This is a genomic window from Paenibacillus sp. NPDC058898, from assembly GCF_049316025.1.
Lineage (GTDB): Bacteria > Bacillota > Bacilli > Paenibacillales > Paenibacillaceae > Paenibacillus_AQ.
Genome location: NZ_JBMOSM010000004.1, coordinates 215,338 through 235,509, shown reverse-complemented (window position 1 = coordinate 235,509; position 20,172 = coordinate 215,338). Strand labels below are relative to the sequence as shown.

At 53.2% G+C, this 20,172-nt stretch carries 12 protein-coding genes; 1 reads left to right on the top strand and 11 read right to left on the bottom strand.

What is annotated here, in order from left to right:
- Positions 1-274: 274 nt before the first annotated feature.
- The 6 genes from ACOZB4_RS12990 to ACOZB4_RS12965 all read right to left on the bottom strand — a co-directional run bounded on the left by ACOZB4_RS12990 (position 275) and on the right by ACOZB4_RS12965 (position 14,480).
- Positions 275-3,727, bottom strand: coding sequence for an AAA family ATPase (locus ACOZB4_RS12990; RefSeq protein WP_379406572.1), 3,453 nt, complete (start codon positions 3,725-3,727; stop codon positions 275-277).
- A 1-nt stretch (position 3,728) separates the two neighbouring features.
- Positions 3,729-4,907, bottom strand: coding sequence for an exonuclease SbcCD subunit D (locus ACOZB4_RS12985; RefSeq protein WP_379406573.1), 1,179 nt, complete (start codon positions 4,905-4,907; stop codon positions 3,729-3,731).
- A 51-nt stretch (positions 4,908-4,958) separates the two neighbouring features.
- Entirely contained in the window at positions 4,959-9,074 is a 4,116-nt protein-coding gene (gene addA, locus ACOZB4_RS12980) for a helicase-exonuclease AddAB subunit AddA (RefSeq protein ID WP_422759561.1), read from the bottom strand.
- A gap of 5 nt (positions 9,075-9,079) precedes the next feature.
- Positions 9,080-12,610, bottom strand: coding sequence for a helicase-exonuclease AddAB subunit AddB (addB, locus tag ACOZB4_RS12975; RefSeq protein ID WP_379406575.1), 3,531 nt, complete (start codon positions 12,608-12,610; stop codon positions 9,080-9,082).
- A 101-nt stretch (positions 12,611-12,711) separates the two neighbouring features.
- On the bottom strand, positions 12,712-12,840 hold the full coding sequence (locus ACOZB4_RS12970) for a hypothetical protein (RefSeq protein WP_272914357.1): 129 nt from the start codon (positions 12,838-12,840) through the stop codon (positions 12,712-12,714).
- A 266-nt stretch (positions 12,841-13,106) separates the two neighbouring features.
- A complete protein-coding gene (locus ACOZB4_RS12965; RefSeq protein ID WP_379406576.1) occupies positions 13,107-14,480 on the bottom strand; it encodes a class I SAM-dependent rRNA methyltransferase in 1,374 nt (457 codons plus the stop codon).
- Positions 14,481-14,718: 238 nt separating this feature from the next.
- On the opposite strand from ACOZB4_RS12965, the gene ACOZB4_RS12960 reads away from it, so the two are divergent.
- A complete protein-coding gene (locus tag ACOZB4_RS12960; protein ID WP_379406577.1) occupies positions 14,719-15,690 on the top strand; it encodes a Na/Pi cotransporter family protein in 972 nt (323 codons plus the stop codon).
- Here the strand turns inward: ACOZB4_RS12960 and ACOZB4_RS12955 are convergent.
- From ACOZB4_RS12955 to prmA, 5 genes are all read right to left on the bottom strand, one after another.
- A complete protein-coding gene (locus tag ACOZB4_RS12955; RefSeq protein ID WP_339292828.1) occupies positions 15,687-16,142 on the bottom strand; it encodes an NUDIX hydrolase in 456 nt (151 codons plus the stop codon). The genes ACOZB4_RS12960 and ACOZB4_RS12955 overlap by 4 nt on opposite strands.
- Positions 16,143-16,228: 86 nt before the next feature.
- The gene (mtaB, locus tag ACOZB4_RS12950; protein WP_076320578.1) at positions 16,229-17,572 is read right to left on the bottom strand and encodes a tRNA (N(6)-L-threonylcarbamoyladenosine(37)-C(2))-methylthiotransferase MtaB; all 1,344 of its coding nucleotides are present in this window, start codon (positions 17,570-17,572) and stop codon (positions 16,229-16,231) included.
- A gap of 2 nt (positions 17,573-17,574) precedes the next feature.
- Entirely contained in the window at positions 17,575-18,345 is a 771-nt protein-coding gene (locus ACOZB4_RS12945; protein WP_379415725.1) for an RsmE family RNA methyltransferase, read from the bottom strand.
- 80 nt (positions 18,346-18,425) lie between these two features.
- A complete protein-coding gene (locus ACOZB4_RS12940; RefSeq protein ID WP_076320576.1) occupies positions 18,426-19,109 on the bottom strand; it encodes a site-2 protease family protein in 684 nt (227 codons plus the stop codon).
- Between the two features lie 2 nt (positions 19,110-19,111).
- Positions 19,112-20,089: a 50S ribosomal protein L11 methyltransferase gene (gene prmA / locus ACOZB4_RS12935; protein WP_076320575.1), complete on the bottom strand. Its 978-nt coding sequence runs from the start codon at positions 20,087-20,089 to the stop codon at positions 19,112-19,114.
- Positions 20,090-20,172 lie beyond the last annotated feature (83 nt).

Below are 20,172 nucleotides of genomic sequence, written 5' to 3'. Positions count from 1 at the left end.
CCCTTTCCTACGTTTACATACTTTTATCATATAAGAAATTAGGCAGTGCGTCCAATAGATGACAATTAAGGCATACTCACAAAAAAAAGAGAAGCACCCCTGGAACGCAGCTGTCCAGTAAGGAGGCGCTTGATCATGAGAGCAAGGAAAAAGATAGGAATCTCTCATGATCAAGCGCCTGCCCGGTGCTTCTTACATATGTCGGCTTATCTGTACTATAACAGTGCCATGTTGCTGTTTCCGTGATCTAGATCACATCATCCATGTTTCGCTATTACATCGATTCGATCGCAAGCTGCGATCCAGCTCCCGCTTGCTCCGCCGGCCGTACAACCAGCTTGCGCGGCAGACGCGCCCGAAGCTCGGGCACATGACTGATAATGCCAACGGTTAGCTTATCCGTATGGAGACGCTCAAGCGCGGTAATGACCGTCTCCAGCAGCTCCGGATCCAGCGTGCCGAACCCTTCGTCGAGGAAAAAGAACTGCAGTGGATATTGCCCGCGCAGTTGAATTTGTGCCGAAAGGGCCAAAGCCAAGGCCAATGAGGTCAGGAATGTCTCGCCGCCAGATAGTGTGGATACCGGACGCCGGACGCCGCCGTTGGCATCGTCCCGAATGACGAATCCTCCCCCGGAGTCCACCTCAAGTGAGTAGCGCTGCTTGGTCAAATAGCGAAGGCGCTGGGAAGCCGACTGACTCACCTGCATCAGCTGCTCCTCCGCAATGTATTCCACAAACGCGTTTCCGCGCAAGCAGGACTGCAATTTGGACAAGCGCTCGCTCTCTCGTTGAAGGCTAAGACGCTGCTCTTCCAATTCCATAAAACGGATGTGACGTTTGTTCAGGTCTTCCAAGTCCCGCTCAGCTCGAGCTCTCGCTTGAAGGGCCTCCTCATCGGCTGTACGGGCCGCCTGAAGCTCGCCTGAGCACCGTTCCCACTCCTCTTCATGAAAAGGGCTTACGCCTAGCTTCTGTTCGACGTCGCGAAGTCTCAGCGTCCATTCCCGCTGTCCTTCCCGATGGGCTTTCACTAATTGTGCACATCGTTCAATTTCTTCCGGGGTTAAACAGGCTTCCATGACGGCATGCTCCGTAGCGAACGGTGAGCCTGCCAGCTGGTTCTCCCAGGCAAGCTTGGCAGCTTGATGCTGCTCCTGTGCGGCTCCCTCAACCTGTTCTGCAAGAGCCGCTTCCTTGGCTGCATGCTGAGCCTTCTCCTCTGCCTTCCTGCACTCGCTTCTGGTTTGTTCAGCGGATTCATTCAGCATCGTCATTCTGGTCCGGCATTCGCCCAGCAGCTCCTCAGCCGACCGGTCACCGATCCATGCCTGAAGACGCTCTTCTTTATCCTTCAGCCCCTCCATCTTACCTTCACGCTGCGCATCCCATTGAATCAGCAGCTTCTCCAGCTCACGAAGCTGCTGCTCCAAGTGAAGGACGGCCTGCTTCTTCTCCTCGATAAATGGAACGCTGCGCTCAAGCCCTTCCTTGATCGACTCGGATTCCGCATCCTTCTCTTGCATGAGCTTAAAACGGCCGGCCGCCTCTTCCAGAGAGAAATCCGGCTTGACTTCCTGCCAGGAATTCAGAATACCCTCAGCTTCTGCTTCCAGTCCTGCAAGCTGATCCCGCAGCTGGTTCCATGTCATTTGACCATTCTCAAGCGCGGCGCTCTGTTTCATAAGCTCCTGCTGGCATGTGGAGAGACTCTGCTGTACCTTGGAGGCTTCCTGACGGCATGGTCCGATGGCAGCAGCCTGAGTTTCGGCTGCTTTTAGAAGCCATGCTGTATCCGAAGCAAGCCTTTCCACATCGTACAGTTTATCAGCGGTAGGTATGGCTGACACTGCCGCCTCCATCCATCCGCGTTCCTGCTCTTGCCCGTCGCGTTTGACGGCAAGCAGCTCGTCATCTGCGTACGACTCAATCTGCGAGCGCGTCTGGCTAGCCAGCGCTTCCGCTTCGTTAAGCTGCCCCCGCAGGGTTAATCTGGCCTCCTGGATCTGATGCGTGATCTGCGTCAGCCGATCCATACCCTCATCAAGATTATCTTCAGGCTGCCCTGATGAGGCAGCAGGGCGAGGATGATGTTCGCTCCCGCAAACCGGACAAGGCGCTCCTGCCTGAAGCTCGGCGGCCAGAGAAAGGGACAGGGCATGAAGCTGTTTGTCGCGAAGCGATTGGCTCATCGCCTGGTTTACCTGAGTTGCCGCGGCTGCCATCCGATCGGCAAACGATGAGGCCTCGGCTGCATCACGCTGCAAGCTGTCAACTTGCACGGAGAGCTGTATGTAGTGCTGCTGCAATTCTTGCTCCTGCTTCTGCAGGGCAATAAACCTTGCCTTTTGCTCCTTCAACTTGCTCTCCTGTGTCTTTAAATCGAGCTCAGCCTTCTGCTTGAGTCTGCCGGCTGACTCGAGGGCTTGAACCTTCTGCATCGCCATATGAAGCGCCTGCCGCTCACCAGAGCGGGTCTCAAGCCCTTTCAGCTTGGCTTGAAGCTCCTCCTGCCGCTTTCGCCCTCGTTCAAGCAGCTCCTGCTCCTTCTGCAGTTGGGCAGTTCCCCCTTCAAGCTCTTTGCGTGCATCCACTCGCTGTGCATCCAGCCTAATCAGTTCTTCCCGTAATCCATCACGTTCCCGCTGCAATATAACAGCTTGCTCCAGCTGCTGCTCCCGAAGCACCAGCTTCGGCTCCTCGGCCCGAAGGGCTGCCTGGGCAGCTTCATCCGCCTTTACGGCCTGTTCCGCCGCCTTCTGAGCGGATGCAGCCTGGGCGGTGAGTCCTTCGGCAATCTGCCGCCGCTGCTCCCAGACCTTGCCGGATTCCCGCCATGCCTCAAGTGCAGGGAGAACAGCGGCTGCCGCCCCTGTCAGCTCAAGCTTTCGTTCCAGCTCCTTCATCTCTTCCTCATGAAGGGCAAGCTCGTCCAGTTTCCCCTGCAGCCGCCGTTTTTCCATATCCAACTCACGGATTTTACCCATGGCTTCATGGGCTTCGATGGCGACCTGGAGATGATTCCGGCATGACACCGCGTGTTTCTTGGCATCTTCCAGCCTCGTAGTCGCTTCCGCCAAAGCTTCTTTGCCTGCACTGCCCAGCCCTTGCTGTTCAGCTTCGACGGATTTCAGCGAACCCTCTGTATCCTTAACGCGGCGGCTGAGCTTGATCGCAAGCTGGTCTCCGTATCGTTCCAAATGAAACAGCCGCTGAAGCATCTGCCGACGCTCACTCCCCTTCAGGGAGAGGAACTCGGCAAACTTTCCTTGAGGAAGGACAACCGCGCGAGTAAAATCATCCATTTTAAGTCCGATTTTCTCTTCTACGCAGCGGGTGACTTCGGCCAATTTATCCGCTATCACCTGATCCCCATCGGGGGTAACGTGGATAAATCGACTCACCGTATTGCTGATGGAGAGCTCGTTGACCCGTTTGAATCGGCGCTCTACCCGATATCGCTCCAGCCCGGCAGCGGAAGACAACTCAAACGTAAAGGAAACGGTCAAGCTGTCCTCCGAATGGTTCATGATGCCCTGGGTTCCGTTAACTGCGCGCTCCACCTTTCCATACATGGCTAGAGTAATAGCATCCAGCAGCGTGGATTTCCCGCTTCCCGTCGGTCCGAAAATACCGAAGAGTCCGGTTTCGCACAACGTCTCAAAATCAATCTCCTGCGTTTCTCGATAACTCTGCAGTCCGGATAACTTCAACAAGATCGGTTTCATCTTACGGCTTCACCTCCATCCCGTCAGACTCCTCTTCCTCTACAAGCTCCAGAAACAAATCGACCAGATGATCCTCGGGCTCCGCCCCGCCGGTTTGCCGCTGGTAGAACTTTCGGAACAGATCCGGCAGCGGCAGTCGGGACCGTTCGCTCTCCAGCTCCAGCGCCTCCATCTCCGGGTAAACCGGACGGATGTGAACAATGCCGTCCCTGCTCTTTCGAAGTCGCTGAATGTCGGCAAGCCCCATGGCCTCCGTTAGGGATACCTCCAGATCTATGAAAGCTTTGGGATCACGCCCCTCATCAAGCCATCGATACACCTCTTCCAAGCCGCCTTTGGCCTTCCAGCGAACAAGCGGGCGACCGCTGCTGAGAAACAGCTCTTCGATCACGGGTGCTCCTCCTGGCGATACGTCAACCAGGGTCACCGACTTGGCCTGTCCCGCTTCCGAGAAGCTGTAGGCCAGCGGTGAACCGCTGTAGCGGATGATTCCCTCCCCTTTTACTGCCTGAGAACGATGCAGGTGACCAAGCGCCGTATAAGATGCGCCTACAGAGAGTGCCAACGGATCAACCGTGTACGCTCCACCAACCTGAATCGGCCGCTCGGAATCGCTCTCGACGCCGCCAAGTACATAAATATGGCTCATGGCCAGATTGACCGTCTGCGGAGAAAACTCCCTTGCCATCTTCCTCATCAGTTGTCCGACTCTCTCGCTATAGGCACGCCGGAGCTGATCCTCATCTCCATCTATCGAAAGCAGCTCATTGAGCCTGGCCTCCGACGGATAAGGGAGTGCTGCAATCTTGGCCGTTTCTCCGGTACGTGCCGCTGCAACAGTGATCGCATCGGCGACGGGAGTCCCAATCAGCGTTATGCCCCTGGTTGCAACAAGCGGCGTGACCGATGCAACCCGTTCCGGCTGATCATGGTTGCCTGCAATGACCACCATAGGACGCCCCCCCTCCGTAAGTCTGGCGGCCGCATCATAAAACAACTGCTCTGCAGCCGCAGGCGGATTTACGGAATCATAAACATCCCCCGCCATGAGGATCAGATCGGCCTGCTCTTCATCTGCCAGCTTAACCAGTTCATCCAGAAAGCGCTCCTGCTCTGCAAGCCTGCTCCTGCCTTCAAGTGCGCGCCCCAGATGCCAGTCTCCGGTATGCAAAATACGCATCGCTAATCTCCTCTCCCGCTTCAAACTTCCCAATCAAACAAATCGAAATGACTATAGTTGAACGGCATGTCCCCCATCAAAAAAGTACAGCCATTTTTCATGAACGGGCTCGCCTAAAATATCTTCCAAGGCCTTTGCATATAGATCAAGCTGAAAACGATACTGCTCTGTTAAGGCCGAAACGCCGCCGCGATGCTCCAGCACCCGGTCCGTTTTATAATCCAGCAGCACAAGTCTACCGCCCTGCCTGAACAGGCAGTCCACAACCCCTTGGATCAGCACGGTTTCGTCCTGAAGGAGCTGCACATCCGGCGCTGCTTCGGCCGCTTGTTCCGAGAATTGGTCCATGAAAGCGAGTCCTTGATAAGCTTCAGCTGCAGGGAGTGCATATGAAAACGGCATCTCGCGCCAGACATCCTCTGCAGTCAGCAGCTGCTTCCCTACCTCGCAAGCAAACAGGCCGCTGATCTCCGTGGCTTCCACTACGGCTGCCTGCTCACCGGTTATGATTTCTTTTTCCACAAGGTAGCGGATCGTGTCTTCGATTTCCGGCGTCGGTTCCGCGGCTCCCTCCAATCGTTGAAGAGGCACATGCTGCATGATCGTATGATACACGGTTCCCCGTTCCGCAGGTGTCAGCTTCGTTGACTCCATAAATTTCGGCCGTCGCAAGCTTAGTGTGAAAGATGCACCTGCCCCGATATTTTCCTTGCTCTGACGTTTTACGGCCTGCTCCTCCAGTAGATCCAGGGAGGGGCTGTCCTGCAAGGCAAGCAGCTTCTTCATCTCCGTTACGGACGTTTTGGCGGAAATTTGGCTGACCATTTCATAACGATATTTCCAAGACAAGCGCTCATAGATTCTTGCACGTTGATCATCCGTACCCTTATCTTCCGCTTCGGCTATACTAGCCATCGGAACAACCGGCTCGAGCTTGCGCAGGGCATTCAGCTTATTTATCCGGTCATCGTTATCCGCCTGCACGTCATCCTTAATACCGATCATGCCCTGCGCCAAGGATTCCGGCGTCTCGATCGAAAATATCCATTGCGATCGATCTTCTCTCAACACGCGTGAGTTCGTCTCCCCGGATAAGCCCGCCTTCTCGCGGAGCAGACCTGCGGATGGATGGCGTATCACAGCCGGGCCGATCCAATCCAAGTAACTCCGGCCCCGGGCAAGGACGTAATCCGGCAGAAGAAGCTCCGGGTTAAAATCGGCTTGTGCCCACGCAGCCACCTTCTTCGGCAAATCCTTCACCGTGCCGACCAGAATCATCTTCTCTTTAGGCCGCGTAAGGGCAACGTAGAGCACACGCATCTCCTCAGCTAACAGCTCCAGCTGCGACCTGCGCCGGATCGCCAGGTTAGGCAGCGTGGGATAGCTAACGCGCATGCCTTCATCCACAAACTTCGGTCCAAAGCCAAGCTCCTTATGCATAAGGAAAGGGGAATTCAAATCCTGCTGGTTAAAATTTTTGGACAATCCCGCTACAAAAACAACCGGGAATTCCAGCCCCTTGCTCTTGTGAATGGTCATCAACCGTACCGCATTGCCCTGGCTTTCCGTACCGCCGGCAGTGCCGAGATCCCCGCCTCGCTCCCGGAGCCGGGAGATAAAGGTCAGGAAACGGAAGAGACCTCTGGAGGCTGTATCCTGTTCATACTGCACAGCCCGGTCATACAAGGCGGTCAGATTGCCCTGACGCTGCTTGCCGCCAGGTAGACCGCCAACCCAATCCAAATAACCAGTTTCGCTATAAATTTGCCAGATCAGATCACTCAAACTTCCTTGACGCGCTTCCTGTCGCCAGCGCTGAAGCCGATCCATAAACAATCCAAGTTTTGAGCTAAGCTCTGGAGATATTTCGATATTCTGACCTTCCGCTGATAGCGGAGCATCCGAAAGTAGGCTGCCTGCCACGAGCTCGTGACCTGCTGCGGCTTCGGCCAAACCTTCCAGCTCTACGCCCGGCGTCCATTTGCCATCCACGAAGCCCACAGGGCGCGCCAAATCCATGACCGACGGGGCGACACTTAACGCGACTGCAGCCTTAAGCGCATCGTAATAAGTCCCTTTGGCACACAGGCGTACCTGTGCCATCTCTTCCTCGGATAATCCGAGTATCGGCGAGCGCAATACGGAAGCCAGGGGAATATCCTGACGGGGATTATCAATCACCTGCAGCAGCGATAAAATGATCTCCACTTCCGTCGCCTGAAAGTACCCTTTGTTCTGCTCGCCGAACGCCGGAATCCCTTCCTGCCGCAGTTCCTCTATAATTAACGGTGCCCATACCATGGCTGAGCGAAGCAAAATAACCATGTCCCCATACTCCGCGGGCCGCATCGATTTCAGTCCTTTATCGTACACCATGAGCGGCTTCCCGTTTTCGCCTGTCATCTCACGAATTCTGCAGGCAATGGCGCGGGCTTCCAGTTGGGCGGTTTCCATCTCAAGCGCCTCAACCTCAAGATGAACCCCGTCCTCTTCGGAAGATGATTCTTCGGACTGCTCCTCCGTCCCTTTTCCAAGACGGTCGATCAGGAGCAATTCAGGCGTGTAAGGGTTCGTACCGCCCTGAACCTCCTGCTCCGGAAAGGATGCACCGCATACAAGCTCCGCTCGAGCATCATAGGCAATCTCGGCTACGGATTCATTCATGATCTGCCGGAACAACAAATTGACGGCATCCACCACTTCCATCCGGCTGCGGAAATTACGGGCCAGATCAATCCGGATCCCGGCTTGGGCCGTGCTTGCGTCGGAAGAAAACGTCTTATATTTATCGAGAAACAGTCCCGGCTCCGCCAAGCGGAACCGATAAATACTCTGCTTCACGTCACCGACCATAAACCGGTTGCCCGGCATTTCCCTGGAGATCAATCGTACAATGTCTTCCTGTACGCTGTTCGTATCCTGATATTCGTCGAGCAGCACTTCATCAAACTGCTCGCGGTATTCCATCGCCGCATCGGAAGGCATCATTTGCCCCGGCACGGAATCAGGGTGACGAAGAATATGAAGGCAGTAATGTTCAAGGTCGTTAAAGTCGACCATGCCTTTGGCCGCTTTGGCCTCACGATATCGCTCGCCAAAAGCGATAACCGTCTCGGCCAGCTCCATCATCAGCGGCGCTGCCGTGTGAAGTTCCTGCAAAAATTCCGATGCCGGACGGCCAAACAAGGCACTTTTCAGCTCATTGACGATTTTCTTCACGTTGTCGCGCAGTTCCTTAACCTGTTCCTGAAGCTCCGGCAGCACCTCATCCTTCCGAACGGATTTGAGCTTGCCGAAAGACGCCTCGCGAAAAATGCCGTACAACGATTCCCACGGCGAACTATCGATGGCCTCAAGCAGGGAGGCGACCAATCGCAAGTCCTCATCGAGATTGTCCACATACGGTGCAGGCCCTCCCGGCTGCATGGCGATCGCCCTGGCTTGCTGCAGCAAGCCAGCCGCTCCGTTCAAAGCCAGACGGGCATCAGCCAAAATGCTTTGAACCCATGGCGTTTGTCCGAGAGCCTCCGTATCTTGTACCTGGAAGCCGGCAGCCGTTTCCCTTAGCCAGTGTGCCGGCCAGGAATGGCTGCGGGAGAAATCATAGAGGCGCTGAACGAGACGGTACAGCGCGTCGTCCGTTCGCTCGCCACTGAACCAGTCCGCCAAATGAAGAAACCGACTTTCCTGGTCACCCTCGGCCTCGCCGTATTTCTCTTCAAACAGCTCCTCCAGCATATCCTGCCGCATTAAATCCGCCTCATGTTCATTCAGAATGCGGAATCCCGGATCCAGCGGTATTAACTGATAATATCGCCGAATGACTTCCATGCAAAAGGAGTGCAGCGTTGTAATTGACGCCCTACCAAGCAAAGCAAGCTGACGCCGGATATGCTCATTGTCCGGATCCCGGTCCAGCTCACGGTCAAGCGCTTCCCGAATCCGTCCCCGCATTTCGGCAGCCGCAGCCTTGGTAAACGTAGCTACAAGAAGCCGGTCTACGCTGAACCCCGCGGAATCGTCGAGGATTTTGCGAATGATCCGTTCAACCAGCACGGCGGTCTTCCCTGAACCTGCTGCAGCTGCAACCAGCATATCATCGCCCGACAGCGCAATGGCTTTCCACTGGTCGTCACTCCACATGCTGCCCTCGGGTTTTGCTATCATCTCTCTCACCGGCTCTCTCCTCCCTTCGGATGTCCAAGCATATCCCAAACCTGATCTTTACCCGGTTTACCCAGCAGCTGATATTCGCTGCCCTCAATTGCGTCGTCGAACTGGCATACAGGCCGGAAGGAACAGTACGTGCAGGCGGTCTCCTGCTGAATCCGGTACGGCACAATCGCGACATCGCCCCCCGTAATTCTGGAGCCGATATTCAGCATATTCTCCCGCACGGCGGACAACAAGGTCTCCCACTGGTCAGGTGTTGCCACGGCTGCGCTGCTGTAGAAGCTTCCGTCCGTTTTGACGGCGACAGGCAGAATAGCCGAGTGTCCTTTTTCAAGGAAAGAATCCATGAGGGAAACCGCTTCGCGGTCTGCCAGCAGCAAGCCCTTCATTTTGTAACGTTTGAGCAGCTCCTCTGCCGCCTGCTCCGGCGTCATGCCGTTTGCAGATTGCAAGATTGGATCATGAACGTGGAAATACAAGGTTCCCGCAGGCAAAGCCTGTTCACCGAGCCAGTCCTCCGCAAACGTCAGCAGCACGTCCAGATAGGTCAGCATCTGCAGGGATAATCCGTAATAGACCTCATGCAATCGCAGATCCTTCTGGCTGGATTTATAATCGATGACCCGAAGCATGATCCCATGCTCTCCGCGTGCCATGTCGACCCGGTCAATGCGCCCGACAATCTCCATCTTGACCCCGTTCGGCAATTCAAACGTCAGGGGTGGCAGCGGCTTCCCTGGACCGAAATCAAGCTCAAGGCCGATCGGCTCGAATTTGCCGCGCCTTGCTTGTTCACCCAGAATCACGGATGCTCTGCCCACGATATTTTTCAGCTTGCGCGAAATATATCCGTATCGCTTGGAGCTAAGCAGGATTTCACCCTGCAGCATGGGAGCAAGCCGATCGACGGTCGCTTCCGCCTCGCGCAAGCATTCCTCCGCGGTCAGGTCTCCCCAGCTTCGATGCTGGGATTGAAACTTCATGGCCATGCTGCTCAAGGCAGCATGAAATAACTGTCCGATGTCAGGAGCCTGAAGACGGTACAGCTGCCGTTCTCTCAGCTTCAATCCATGGGAGGCAAAATGGGAAAACGGGCACGCAACAAAGCGCTCCATCCGAGATACGCTTGTTCGCAGCTTCGTTCCATACAACTGCCTGCTCGTTTCCTGCTTAAGTGGCCGGGCTTCATTCCGGTAAGACAAGGACGAGAGCATCGAAGAAAGACGCGACCTTAAATTCGGCCGTTCCGCGTACCAATTGTACACATGCCACCAAATGTTCGGAATCTCCTCTCCATTCCTCCAGTCCCGTAGCCGACCCGTCAAGTAAGCCAACGTCTTATTAGGACGTGACGCATAATGCTCCTGCTCGCAGGCCGATTGCCCGGCATGCGGTCTTGGAAACAAAGGCACCTCTTCCATCTGAAACATCAGCTTCAAATGGCGGATGACCTCGGATGGCAGTAACGTCTTGCCTTCATCATCTGCCGCAGGATAGCTGACCCAAAGCTGCTTGCTGGCCGAAGTCAGAGCATTATAAATCAGGAACCGTTCATCCAGCAGTCTTCGGGATATGCTTGGAGCAAGCTCCAATCCGCGGTCTTCGAGCTGAACACGCTCCGGTTCTGTCAGGATCCCATCGTCCTTAAACTGGGCTGGGAGAACACCATCGTTAATGCCGAGCAGAAAAGCATATTTCACCCCGCCCGTCCGTGTCCGATCCATGCTGCCGATCAGCACTTGATCCAGAGATGGAGGCACCAGAGCCATTTTCATCTCCGTAAGTCCCGTACCCAGCACGCCCGTGAACAATTCGGTGCTGAGCTTCTCCGCACCCATCATCTCTACAATCTGGTCGAGCAGGTCAAGCACAGCCCCCCATACCTGGCGATGCTCCCTCGCTTCCTCAGGACGCCCGGCATCCAGAGCAGCGCGGCTTAACAGCTCCAGCTTTTCGGGAACAGCGGTTTCCTCCAGAAGCCGATAGACTGCAGTGCTCTGATCCATTGCACTCGTTGCCTTTTTCATCCGCTTCTCAAACGCATGCAGCGGCTCCGTAATCACCTTTCTGGCATACTCAATCGCCTGCATACCATCCGGATTGCGCACCTCACTCTCGCCATCCTCTAATGAGAGGCTTGGAATTCCCCTCCACGGGCGGCCATCCGTCCAGCGCGAACCCTGAATTCCGGAAGCCAGCACGTGATTCTCCAGACGATCCATGTCCTCACGGGTAAGCGAACCGTCCAGCGGCAGCAGCAGATCCGTCTTCACGCAGCGGAATACGTCCTCGTAACGCCAGCGGCGTCCAATGACATCAAGAGCAGATCGAATAAATTCGACCAGCGGATGGTGCAGCTCGCTCCGCTTCTGATCCAGAAAATAAGGAACACCGTGTTCCTTGAACAAAGGACCTATCAGGTGCTCATATTCTCCCATATTCCGGACAAACACGGCCATTTCCCGGTATCGTGCTCTTTCTTCCCGGGCGAGACGAACCATTTCACGTAAAGCTCCTTCGATTTCAGCCCGGCGGTGACTCGCAGAATGCAGAAGAAGACCTGTCCTGCTGCCGTCCGGATTGCTCACTGTATTTCCATCTCGGGCAGCTTCCGTCCAACGTTTCTTCCGATCATAACCGCGCTCGAGGTGGGCAAGCAAAGGGGATTCTTGAAACCGTGGAAGAACATCGGGTTGCAGAATACGATGCTCCATATCCAACCCCATCTCATCGGCAATGCCTTTAAGCTTTATGTACGTCACTGCGGTAGGATGAAAGAGATCCAGCTCATGCGGAACATTGCCGTTCGTATAAGGCTTGTCCAGTGTCAACGCAATCGTTACATGGTTGGCATGGGCCATAATTTCCCGGAGCACCCGGTACTCCTGCGGCGTAAAACCATGGAAACCATCGATCCAAATGTCGGCGCGCTTGATATAGTCCGATTGGGTTACGCCCGCTGCCAATGAGGCCAGCGTATCTTCCTCATCCATGTAGAACCGTGAAATCTCAAGCTCAAAATCACGAAAGACCGTTACGATGTCCTCCAGCTTGCGCCGAAGCATCGGTGAATTCCCGGAGCCAGATATCATCTGTCCCAGCTGCTCCTCTACGCAGGATGCGTCAATGCAATAGCGCTTCATTTCCGTATACAACTCGCTCAGCTTACCGACAAAACCATGCTGCTCTCCCGAAGCACCGAACAATTGGAGCTCTTCTTTGCGCCTCCGCAAAATTTTGTACAGCAGCATGCGCTTGCCTTCTTCACTGATCGCCACCTTTGCGGCCCCGCCGCTTTCCTGCATGACGCGGTAAGCCAGTCGACGGAAACTAAGCACTTGCGCGCGCATTATCCCGCGAATGCCTCCCGCATTAACGAGTGCATGCTCTGCTTCATAGGACCCTTGTTCGGGAACGATCAGTATCATCGGATTCCCCTTGGGATCTTGCTCCAATCGCCCGATCATCTCTTGGCGGATCGACGTGCTCTTGCCGCTGCCCGACCTGCCGATAACAAATTGAATGCTCATGCTATGCCCCCTTTACATCGTCTTTCGAAAGGGACTCCTTCACCCTTCAAAACAAGTTGCGCTTCCGGTGAAATCATGCCCTTGAATCTATTAGAGGTTGTTCAAAAAGTCCGCTTTTGATCACGAAGCGAATCAGGAAGCAGCTCGGCATCGAATCTTGAATTCAGCCGGGCCTTCCGGTGCTCACGTACCCAAATCGTACGCTCCGCTCCTGACGTCCCTAGCTTCATCCAACCTTCTCGGTGCTGAAAATCGACCTTTTTGAACACGCACTATTCGTCAAATGTATCAAAATTCATATGAAATCCACGTTTTGGTTCGTTGTCTATCAAAAAAGATGTTGATTACTAGTATAGCATAAGTATCGTTTGATGGAACATACGTTTGGATTTCATTCCCATTCCAAAATATTGCGGACATACAAAAAAGGATCCTGCCATCGTGGTTTACCCACCATGGCAAAATCCTTCGTCTCAACAGCTAAAGCTGTGGCAGTTTACAGCTTTGATTTGCTGCGCACTTCAAACACGGCAAATTTCAAATAATGCCCCTCATCGACCCCGAGAATTTGCGGGTGATCCTTGCCAGCCGCACGCCATTCCACGAGTCTTAGAATTTTGCCGGCATCTTTTGCAGCATCCTGAATCGTCTCCAGGAACAAATCCGGCCGCATATGGTACGAGCAGCTTGCCGTAACCAAATAACCGCCTTCATTCACCAGTTTCATTCCATGAAGGTTGATGTCCTTATATCCCCGGCAAGCTCCCTTGACAGCAGACCTGGTTTTGGCAAACGCCGGCGGGTCCAGAATGACCACATCCCAGGAACGTCCACCTCCCGCGGTCAGCGGTTTGGAGGTATCCACTTTCTGATCCCCTTGCGCACGCTGCTCACGTTCTTCCAAGCCTTTTACCTGGTTGCGCAAATATTGGAAGGCATCGTCCACTACAAACTCCACGCGATCCTGGAATCCGTTCAATTCCACATTCTCTTTGGCGCTTTCGATAGCATGCTCCGATATGTCAAGACAGGTTACTTTCTTGGCCCCATAAAGGCATGCGTGCAGCGTGAAACTGCCCGTATGCGAAAAGCATTCCAGCACCGTAGCACCGTCCCAATAGGGAAACGTGACTTTTTTTCCGCTTTTGTTCACCGGCAAGGACTTCATCTCACCGTCCCGTTCCACAGTCTGAAGCGTGATCCCGCTGCGGTCTCCCCAACCCTTCATTAACGGTTTTATGGATGCCCGGTTCTCGCGCTGATCAAAGAAATATCCCGTCTTCTGACCTTCTTCAATATCCACTTTGATCTTCAAGCCGTTCTCCGTCACCGTCACGTGGCGAGGACACTCCCCGTAGAGAATACCCGTGCGCTGTTCCAGACCTTCCAATTCCCGGATGGATACATCGCTTCGTTCATAGATTCCTTTTGGCTGGACCACCTCGACAAGCGCGTTCACGATATCCTCACGGCAGCGATCCATGCCCAGCGTCAGCAGTTGGATGACCAGTACGTCATCAAACCGGTCCACAATCAGCCCTGGCAGAAAATCCGCCTCGCCATATACCAGTCGGTAGGCGTTCTCATCTCCGATAAACCGTTCCCTGTGTTTCAGGCATTCCTGAAACCTGGCGGCGAAAAAGGCCTTGTCCATCGTCTCAACCGGCTCATACGAAACGGTGCGTACGGTGATTTGAGATTGCGGGTTGTAATAACCGGAAGCGAGAAAACGGCCTTGATGGTTTAATACCGATACGATATCACCCGGCTTGGGTTCACCCTCGACAGAGGCAATCTCGCTTTTATAAACCCAGGGATGCCCCTGCTCCAGTCTCTTTTTTCGACTGCGCTCCAAAATTACCGATGGCACTGTATTTCACTCCTTAAGTTATCCCCCTGGCCATTTCAATAGGCATGCATGTCCACCAAGGGTCATATACGTAATTAAGATAAAAGTCTATCGATTCGATGCTGAGTGAGTTCCTGATTCACTTCGTGTTAGATATAGAAAACCTACCTTTGAATCGCGGTCGCTCATCCTTGATTGGCCTCGATTGGTTTTCTTATCAAAAGAGAGCTTTTTGAACAACCTCTAAAAGGAGAACATCATGCTATCCTCACTCTGGTTTCCCATCTGTTATGGTCTTGTCCTGTTCCTGTTCGGCATGAAGGTCATGGAGGTTGCGCTCCAACGCTGGGCCGGTCCGCTGTTGCATAAGTGGCTCCATAAAGCGACATCCACGCCCCTGAAAGGCATGATCGCCAGTACAGCGGTCACGGCCCTGCTGCAAAGCAGTACCGCCGTTACTGTGCTGGCAATAGGTTTCGCCAATGCCGGATTGTTAAGCCTCGCCGGTACTTTGGGCATTATTCTCGGCACGAACATCGGCACAACGGTAACCACTGAGCTCATCAGCCTGCAGATTGGACAAGCCGCCATGCCTCTGCTTGTCCTCTCGCTCATGCTATGGGTCGGGGCCGTAATCGTCAGCGAGCGCGTGCCTCCGAGCTACGACAAGGTAAAAAACAATTTGATCCGCAGTCAGTTTTTATGCCTCGCTGTCGCCGGATTCTCACTGGTGCTGCTTGCTATACAATTCATGCAGTCTATTGGTCCGACTCTGCAAAGCCTCGGTTTATTCCAGTGGTTCCTGGATCACGCTTCGCGGAGCGTCCTCTGGGGTATAGCAGCCGGAACGATATTGACTGCTCTGATGCACAGCAGCGCAGCTGTCATCGCTATGGCTATGGGGCTTGCAGCCAGCGGTGCGCTGCCTCCGGAGATCGGCGTTGCCATCGTTCTGGGCTCCAATGTCGGCACCTGCGCAACAGCACTTATAGCAGCGATTGGCAGTACCCGAGCAGGGCGATTCGTGGCCTGGTCCCATATGGGGCTGAATATCGGCGGTGTTCTGCTCTTTACTCCGTTCATATCAGGCTTAACCACCGTATCCGGATGGTTAGCGGCGGATCCTGCTGGACAAATCGCCCATGCGCAAACCTTATTTAATATCGTATGCTCGCTTATTGCGCTTCCACTATGCTATCTGCCCTTCTGGAACAAGCGGGCACAGACCTAAAGTTTCATATCTTCATCCGCAGGAATGCTAACCTCAAGCAGCATTAGCGCTTTGCGCAGGATGATATCATTGTTGTTATATCCGTTGCTGCGCTGCTTCCTCCATGCGGCCAAAGGCTCAAACCAGTCCACGCCGTTGATTTCCTCGATTTGGGGTTTTAAGCTACCTTTTTCTGCTTTAACCAGATAGTAATGGACTTCCTTGTCCACCTGGCCGAATTCGGGATGATGGTATTTATATGCAATAATGTCCACTGGAGAGGTGATGGATCCGACTATACCTGTCTCCTCGCAAATTTCTCGAAGTGCAGTCTGCTCGATGGTTTCACCGGCTTCCATCTTGCCCTTGGGAAGCGAGGTTTTTCCATAACGGTCCAAAATAAGCTGGATCTGAAGCGCCCCTTCATGATGACGGTATACCACGCCGCCTGCGGAAATCTGTGTATATGTCATGTCCTATTCCTCCTTCATGTACAACAAGGATTCCACTTCCGGTAGCCAGGAAATGAAATCCTTGTCTGGTATGGCCGCTATTGGAATTACTGGGCAGCTGCCTTTAGTCCATGATCTATGACGCTGAGGAGTTCGCCCTCGCATTCATTTACACCGGCTTTGGTTACTTTTACGCGGCACAGTTTGCCTTCGAGATCAGGCGATCCGTTGAAAACAAGCTGCAGATAATTATCGCTATAACCCTGCATCTTTCCGCCATTAGGAGCACCCTTGTACTCACGCTCCGGTATCACTTCCAGAATCTGACCTACAAAACGTTCAGCATAAGAAAGCTGCAGCTGCTCCGACAAGTCAATCAAATCATGCACACGTGCATTCTTCACTTCCTCGTCCACCTGATCCTCCATCCGCGCTGCCGGCGTACCGGTACGCTTCGAATACGGGAATACATGCATCTCGGAGAACTGAATTGCCTTCATCAGGTCATAGCCGTTACGGAACATCTCATCGGTTTCGCCAGGGAAGCCAACGATAACGTCCGTCGTAATGCCCACATCGGGCATGGCTTGACGAATCAAGCCCATCTTGTTATAGAACTCTTCGGTTGTATATTTACGGCGCATCCGTTTCAGTACCGTATCATCCCCCGCTTGCAGCGGTATATGAAGATGGCGGCACATTTTACTGGAGCGATTCAACACATCCAGCATCTTCTCATCGATCTGGCTTGCTTCGATGGAGCTGATGCGGATCCGTTCCAAACCGTCTACCCGGTCAAGATCCCACAGCAAATCTGACAATCTGTAATCTTCAAGATCATCTCCGTATCCGCCTGTGTGAATACCGGTCAGCACGATTTCCTTATAACCCGCTCCAACCAGCTGATGCGCCTGCTTGATGATGCTCTTCGGATCACGGCTGCGTGACAAACCGCGGGACCAAGGGATAATGCAGAACGTACAGAAGTTGTTGCATCCGTCCTGGATTTTTAGAAATGCGCGAGTACGTTCCGCAAAATCCGGAACATCCATTTCCTCAAATACCCGGGTCTTCATAATATTGCGAACTGCATTAATCGGCTGGCGCGTCTTTTCAATATCATGGATGAAATCCATGATTTTATCGCGATCCTGGTTCCCGATCACAAGATCCACACCCGGGATATCCAGAATTTCTGCAGGCGAGGTTTGAGCGTAACAGCCCGTTACAGCCACGATGGCCTCGGGATTGCGGCGAACCGCACGTCTGATCATCTGACGGCTCTTCTTGTCCCCTGTATTGGTAACGTGACAGGTGTTAATCAAATAAACATCTGCGGTTTGTTCGAAGTCCACCTGGTCGTAGCCTTCATTTTTGAAGTATTGCCAGATGGCCTCGGTATCGTAAAAATTGACTTTGCAACCCAACGTATAAAACGCTACGGATGGCATGTTCAAACGCCCCCCATTTCTCCAGATTCATATAGTGTGCAGGCAAGCGCCGTCATGCCGGCAGTCTCGCAGCGAAGGATCCTCTTTCCAAGCCCAACGGATACGGCTCCTGCATCTTCGGCCGCTCGGCATTCCTCTTCCGTAAAGCCGCCCTCGGGTCCTACGACCAGCAGCAAGCTGGCCTTCTCGGCCGAATTCGGCAGCGCCTGCTCTACAAAAGGCTTCAGCACGTCCCTCAGCTGGGAGCCATGCTCTTTTTCATAACAAAAATATACGGCATCGTAGCCGGAAAATGCTGCAAGCAGATTTTTCCACGACAGAGGCTGTTCAACAGACGGTATCCGGTTACGATGCGCCTGTTCAGCTGCCTCCTTCGCAATCTTGCGCCAGCGTTCCAGCCGTTTTCCTTCCTTCTTGGCATCGTACTGAACAATCGTTCTGTCCGATAGGAAGGGCACAAAGGACACCGCGCCAATCTCGGTGCACTTTTGGATGACGGTCTCCATCTTATCGCCTTTCGGCAAACTCTGAGCGATGCTCACTTGCAGACGCGGTTCCTGCGTCATCTCCATGGGTTCAATCACAACGGCGATGACACTGGCCGCTTCGATGCTCTCAATCTCCACCATGGCTTCGCGGGATTCCCCGTCGCTTACAATCAATTTATCACCAAGTCTGCCTCGCATGACCTTGGTAATATGACGGGCGTCATCGCCCGTAATCTCAACACGGTCTCCCTCGAATTGTGCGGGAGTGACAAAATATCGCTGCATCTTTATCCTCACCTAACTCCAAAATCGCCAAATCCCATCATACAACTTTTCGTGCAAACTGACCAGAGAAATCCGCGCCATTATCCCCCGAACATCTTAATGAACAGATTCAAAAAGTCGATGGATAATGCATGTGCTGCATCATATAATGGCTTAATCGTATATCTCTGAAAGGTTGGCAGCAATATGATCAACAGAAAAATAAGTATCGACCACTGCTCGAACTTCTGAATCCTCGCACTGACGCGCGGAGGAAGCACATTCTCTAGAATCCGGTAGCCGTCAAGCGGTGGTAACGGAATCAGATTAAAGAGGAACAGAAAGAAATTGAGAAGTATGAAGGTATTGAAAAACAAATGTATCGCTTGATCTGTTTTGGTGACGCCAATCGGCTCGATCACACCGAACTGATAGAGTCCCGCATAGATCAGCGTTCCAAGTATACCTAACATAAGATTACTCAGCGGACCAACCGCCGCCACAATGATACTCATTCGGCGGGGGTTGCTAAAGTTCTCGCGATTGATCGGTACCGGACGTGCCCAGCCGAAACCCGCTATCAGCAAGAGAATAATCCCCAGAAAATCAAAATGCACCGCCGGATTCAGCGTGACCCTTCCCAGCAGCTTGGCCGTTGGGTCTCCGAATTTATTCGCAAAATAGGCATGCGAGAACTCATGCACGGTAAAGGCAATGATTAAAGCAATCAAATAAAATGGAAGTTGTTCCAGCGGATAGAATAACAGTCGATCCAAAAAATCCATAATCAGTTCTTCCTCGCCACGAAGGCAACCCAATCATCCTCGCGGCAGATGTCGGCAATTTCGAAACCGGAGGCAATCAGCGCCTTCTCCACGATCTCTTCTTTGTTCTTGTAAATGCCCGAGGCGATATAAGCGCCTCCCGGCTTGAGAGCCTGGTATACATCGTCGACAAACAACAGGATGACCTCAGCCAAAATGTTGGCCACTACAACTTGTACCGGTAGCGTCACGCCCAGATCCGATTGATCGGACGAATGGGTGAGTACCGAGAGCAGATCGCTTTCCTTCACCGTAATCCGATCTTCCAAGCCGTTAAGACGGGTATTCTCTATTGCACTGGATACGGCAACCGGATCCAGATCGAGAGCCAGTATCCGTGAAGCTCCCAGATGCGCTGCGCCGATGGAAAGAATACCCGAGCCTGTCCCAACATCTATGACTTCCTCTCCGCCCTTGATCACCATCTCCAGTGTGCGCAAGCATAAAGAAGTTGTCGGATGCGTTCCTGTGCCGAATGCCATGCCCGGGTCCAGCTCAATAATCGATTCTTGATCGGATTCTGGCGTGTACTCTTCCCATGTCGGCTTGATCGTTAACCGCTCAGACACGCGGATCGGTTTGAAATACTGCTTCCAGGCCGTTGCCCATTCATTCTCATCAACCGTCTTCATCTCATACCTGACTTCGCCTGTATCAATCCCAAATTCCTTCAGTTCATTCACGCGTGGCGCTATCTCATCACGGATCGCTTCTAAGGTGACCGTCTCATCAAAATAACCTTTAATAACGGCTTGACCTTCAGGAATATCATTAAAAGGAACGATCTCATCAAACCACTGTCCAAGGGATGTGTCCCGCTTCTTGTTCGTCGTACCGGATTCTTCAATCGAAACGCCTCCGGCTCCCGCTTCATGCAGGAAATTCGTAATCATCTCCACGGCTTCCTCCGTGGTATGTATCGTTAATTCATGCCATAACATGTGCTACTGTTCCTCCTCATTCATACATAAATATTATTGTACTATATAGAGGACCCCGGATACAAAGTTTGTACTAAAATACC

Coding starts and splice junctions, on each gene's coding strand:
- ACOZB4_RS12990 (WP_379406572.1), bottom strand. CDS start 3,727: ATGAAACCGATCTTGTTGAAGTTATCCGGACTGCAGAGTTATCGAGAA.
- mtaB (WP_076320578.1), bottom strand. CDS start 17,572: ATGCCATCCGTAGCGTTTTATACGTTGGGTTGCAAAGTCAATTTTTAC.
- prmA (WP_076320575.1), bottom strand. CDS start 20,089: ATGTTATGGCATGAATTAACGATACATACCACGGAGGAAGCCGTGGAG.
- ACOZB4_RS12955 (WP_339292828.1), bottom strand. CDS start 16,142: ATGACATATACACAGATTTCCGCAGGCGGCGTGGTATACCGTCATCAT.
- ACOZB4_RS12945 (WP_379415725.1), bottom strand. CDS start 18,345: ATGCAGCGATATTTTGTCACTCCCGCACAATTCGAGGGAGACCGTGTT.
- addA (WP_422759561.1), bottom strand. CDS start 9,074: ATGATAGCAAAACCCGAGGGCAGCATGTGGAGTGACGACCAGTGGAAA.
- ACOZB4_RS12985 (WP_379406573.1), bottom strand. CDS start 4,907: ATGCGTATTTTGCATACCGGAGACTGGCATCTGGGGCGCGCACTTGAA.
- addB (WP_379406575.1), bottom strand. CDS start 12,610: ATGAGCATTCAATTTGTTATCGGCAGGTCGGGCAGCGGCAAGAGCACG.
- ACOZB4_RS12940 (WP_076320576.1), bottom strand. CDS start 19,109: ATGGATTTTTTGGATCGACTGTTATTCTATCCGCTGGAACAACTTCCA.
- ACOZB4_RS12970 (WP_272914357.1), bottom strand. CDS start 12,840: ATGAAGCTAGGGACGTCAGGAGCGGAGCGTACGATTTGGGTACGTGAG.
- ACOZB4_RS12960 (WP_379406577.1), top strand. CDS start 14,719: ATGCTATCCTCACTCTGGTTTCCCATCTGTTATGGTCTTGTCCTGTTC.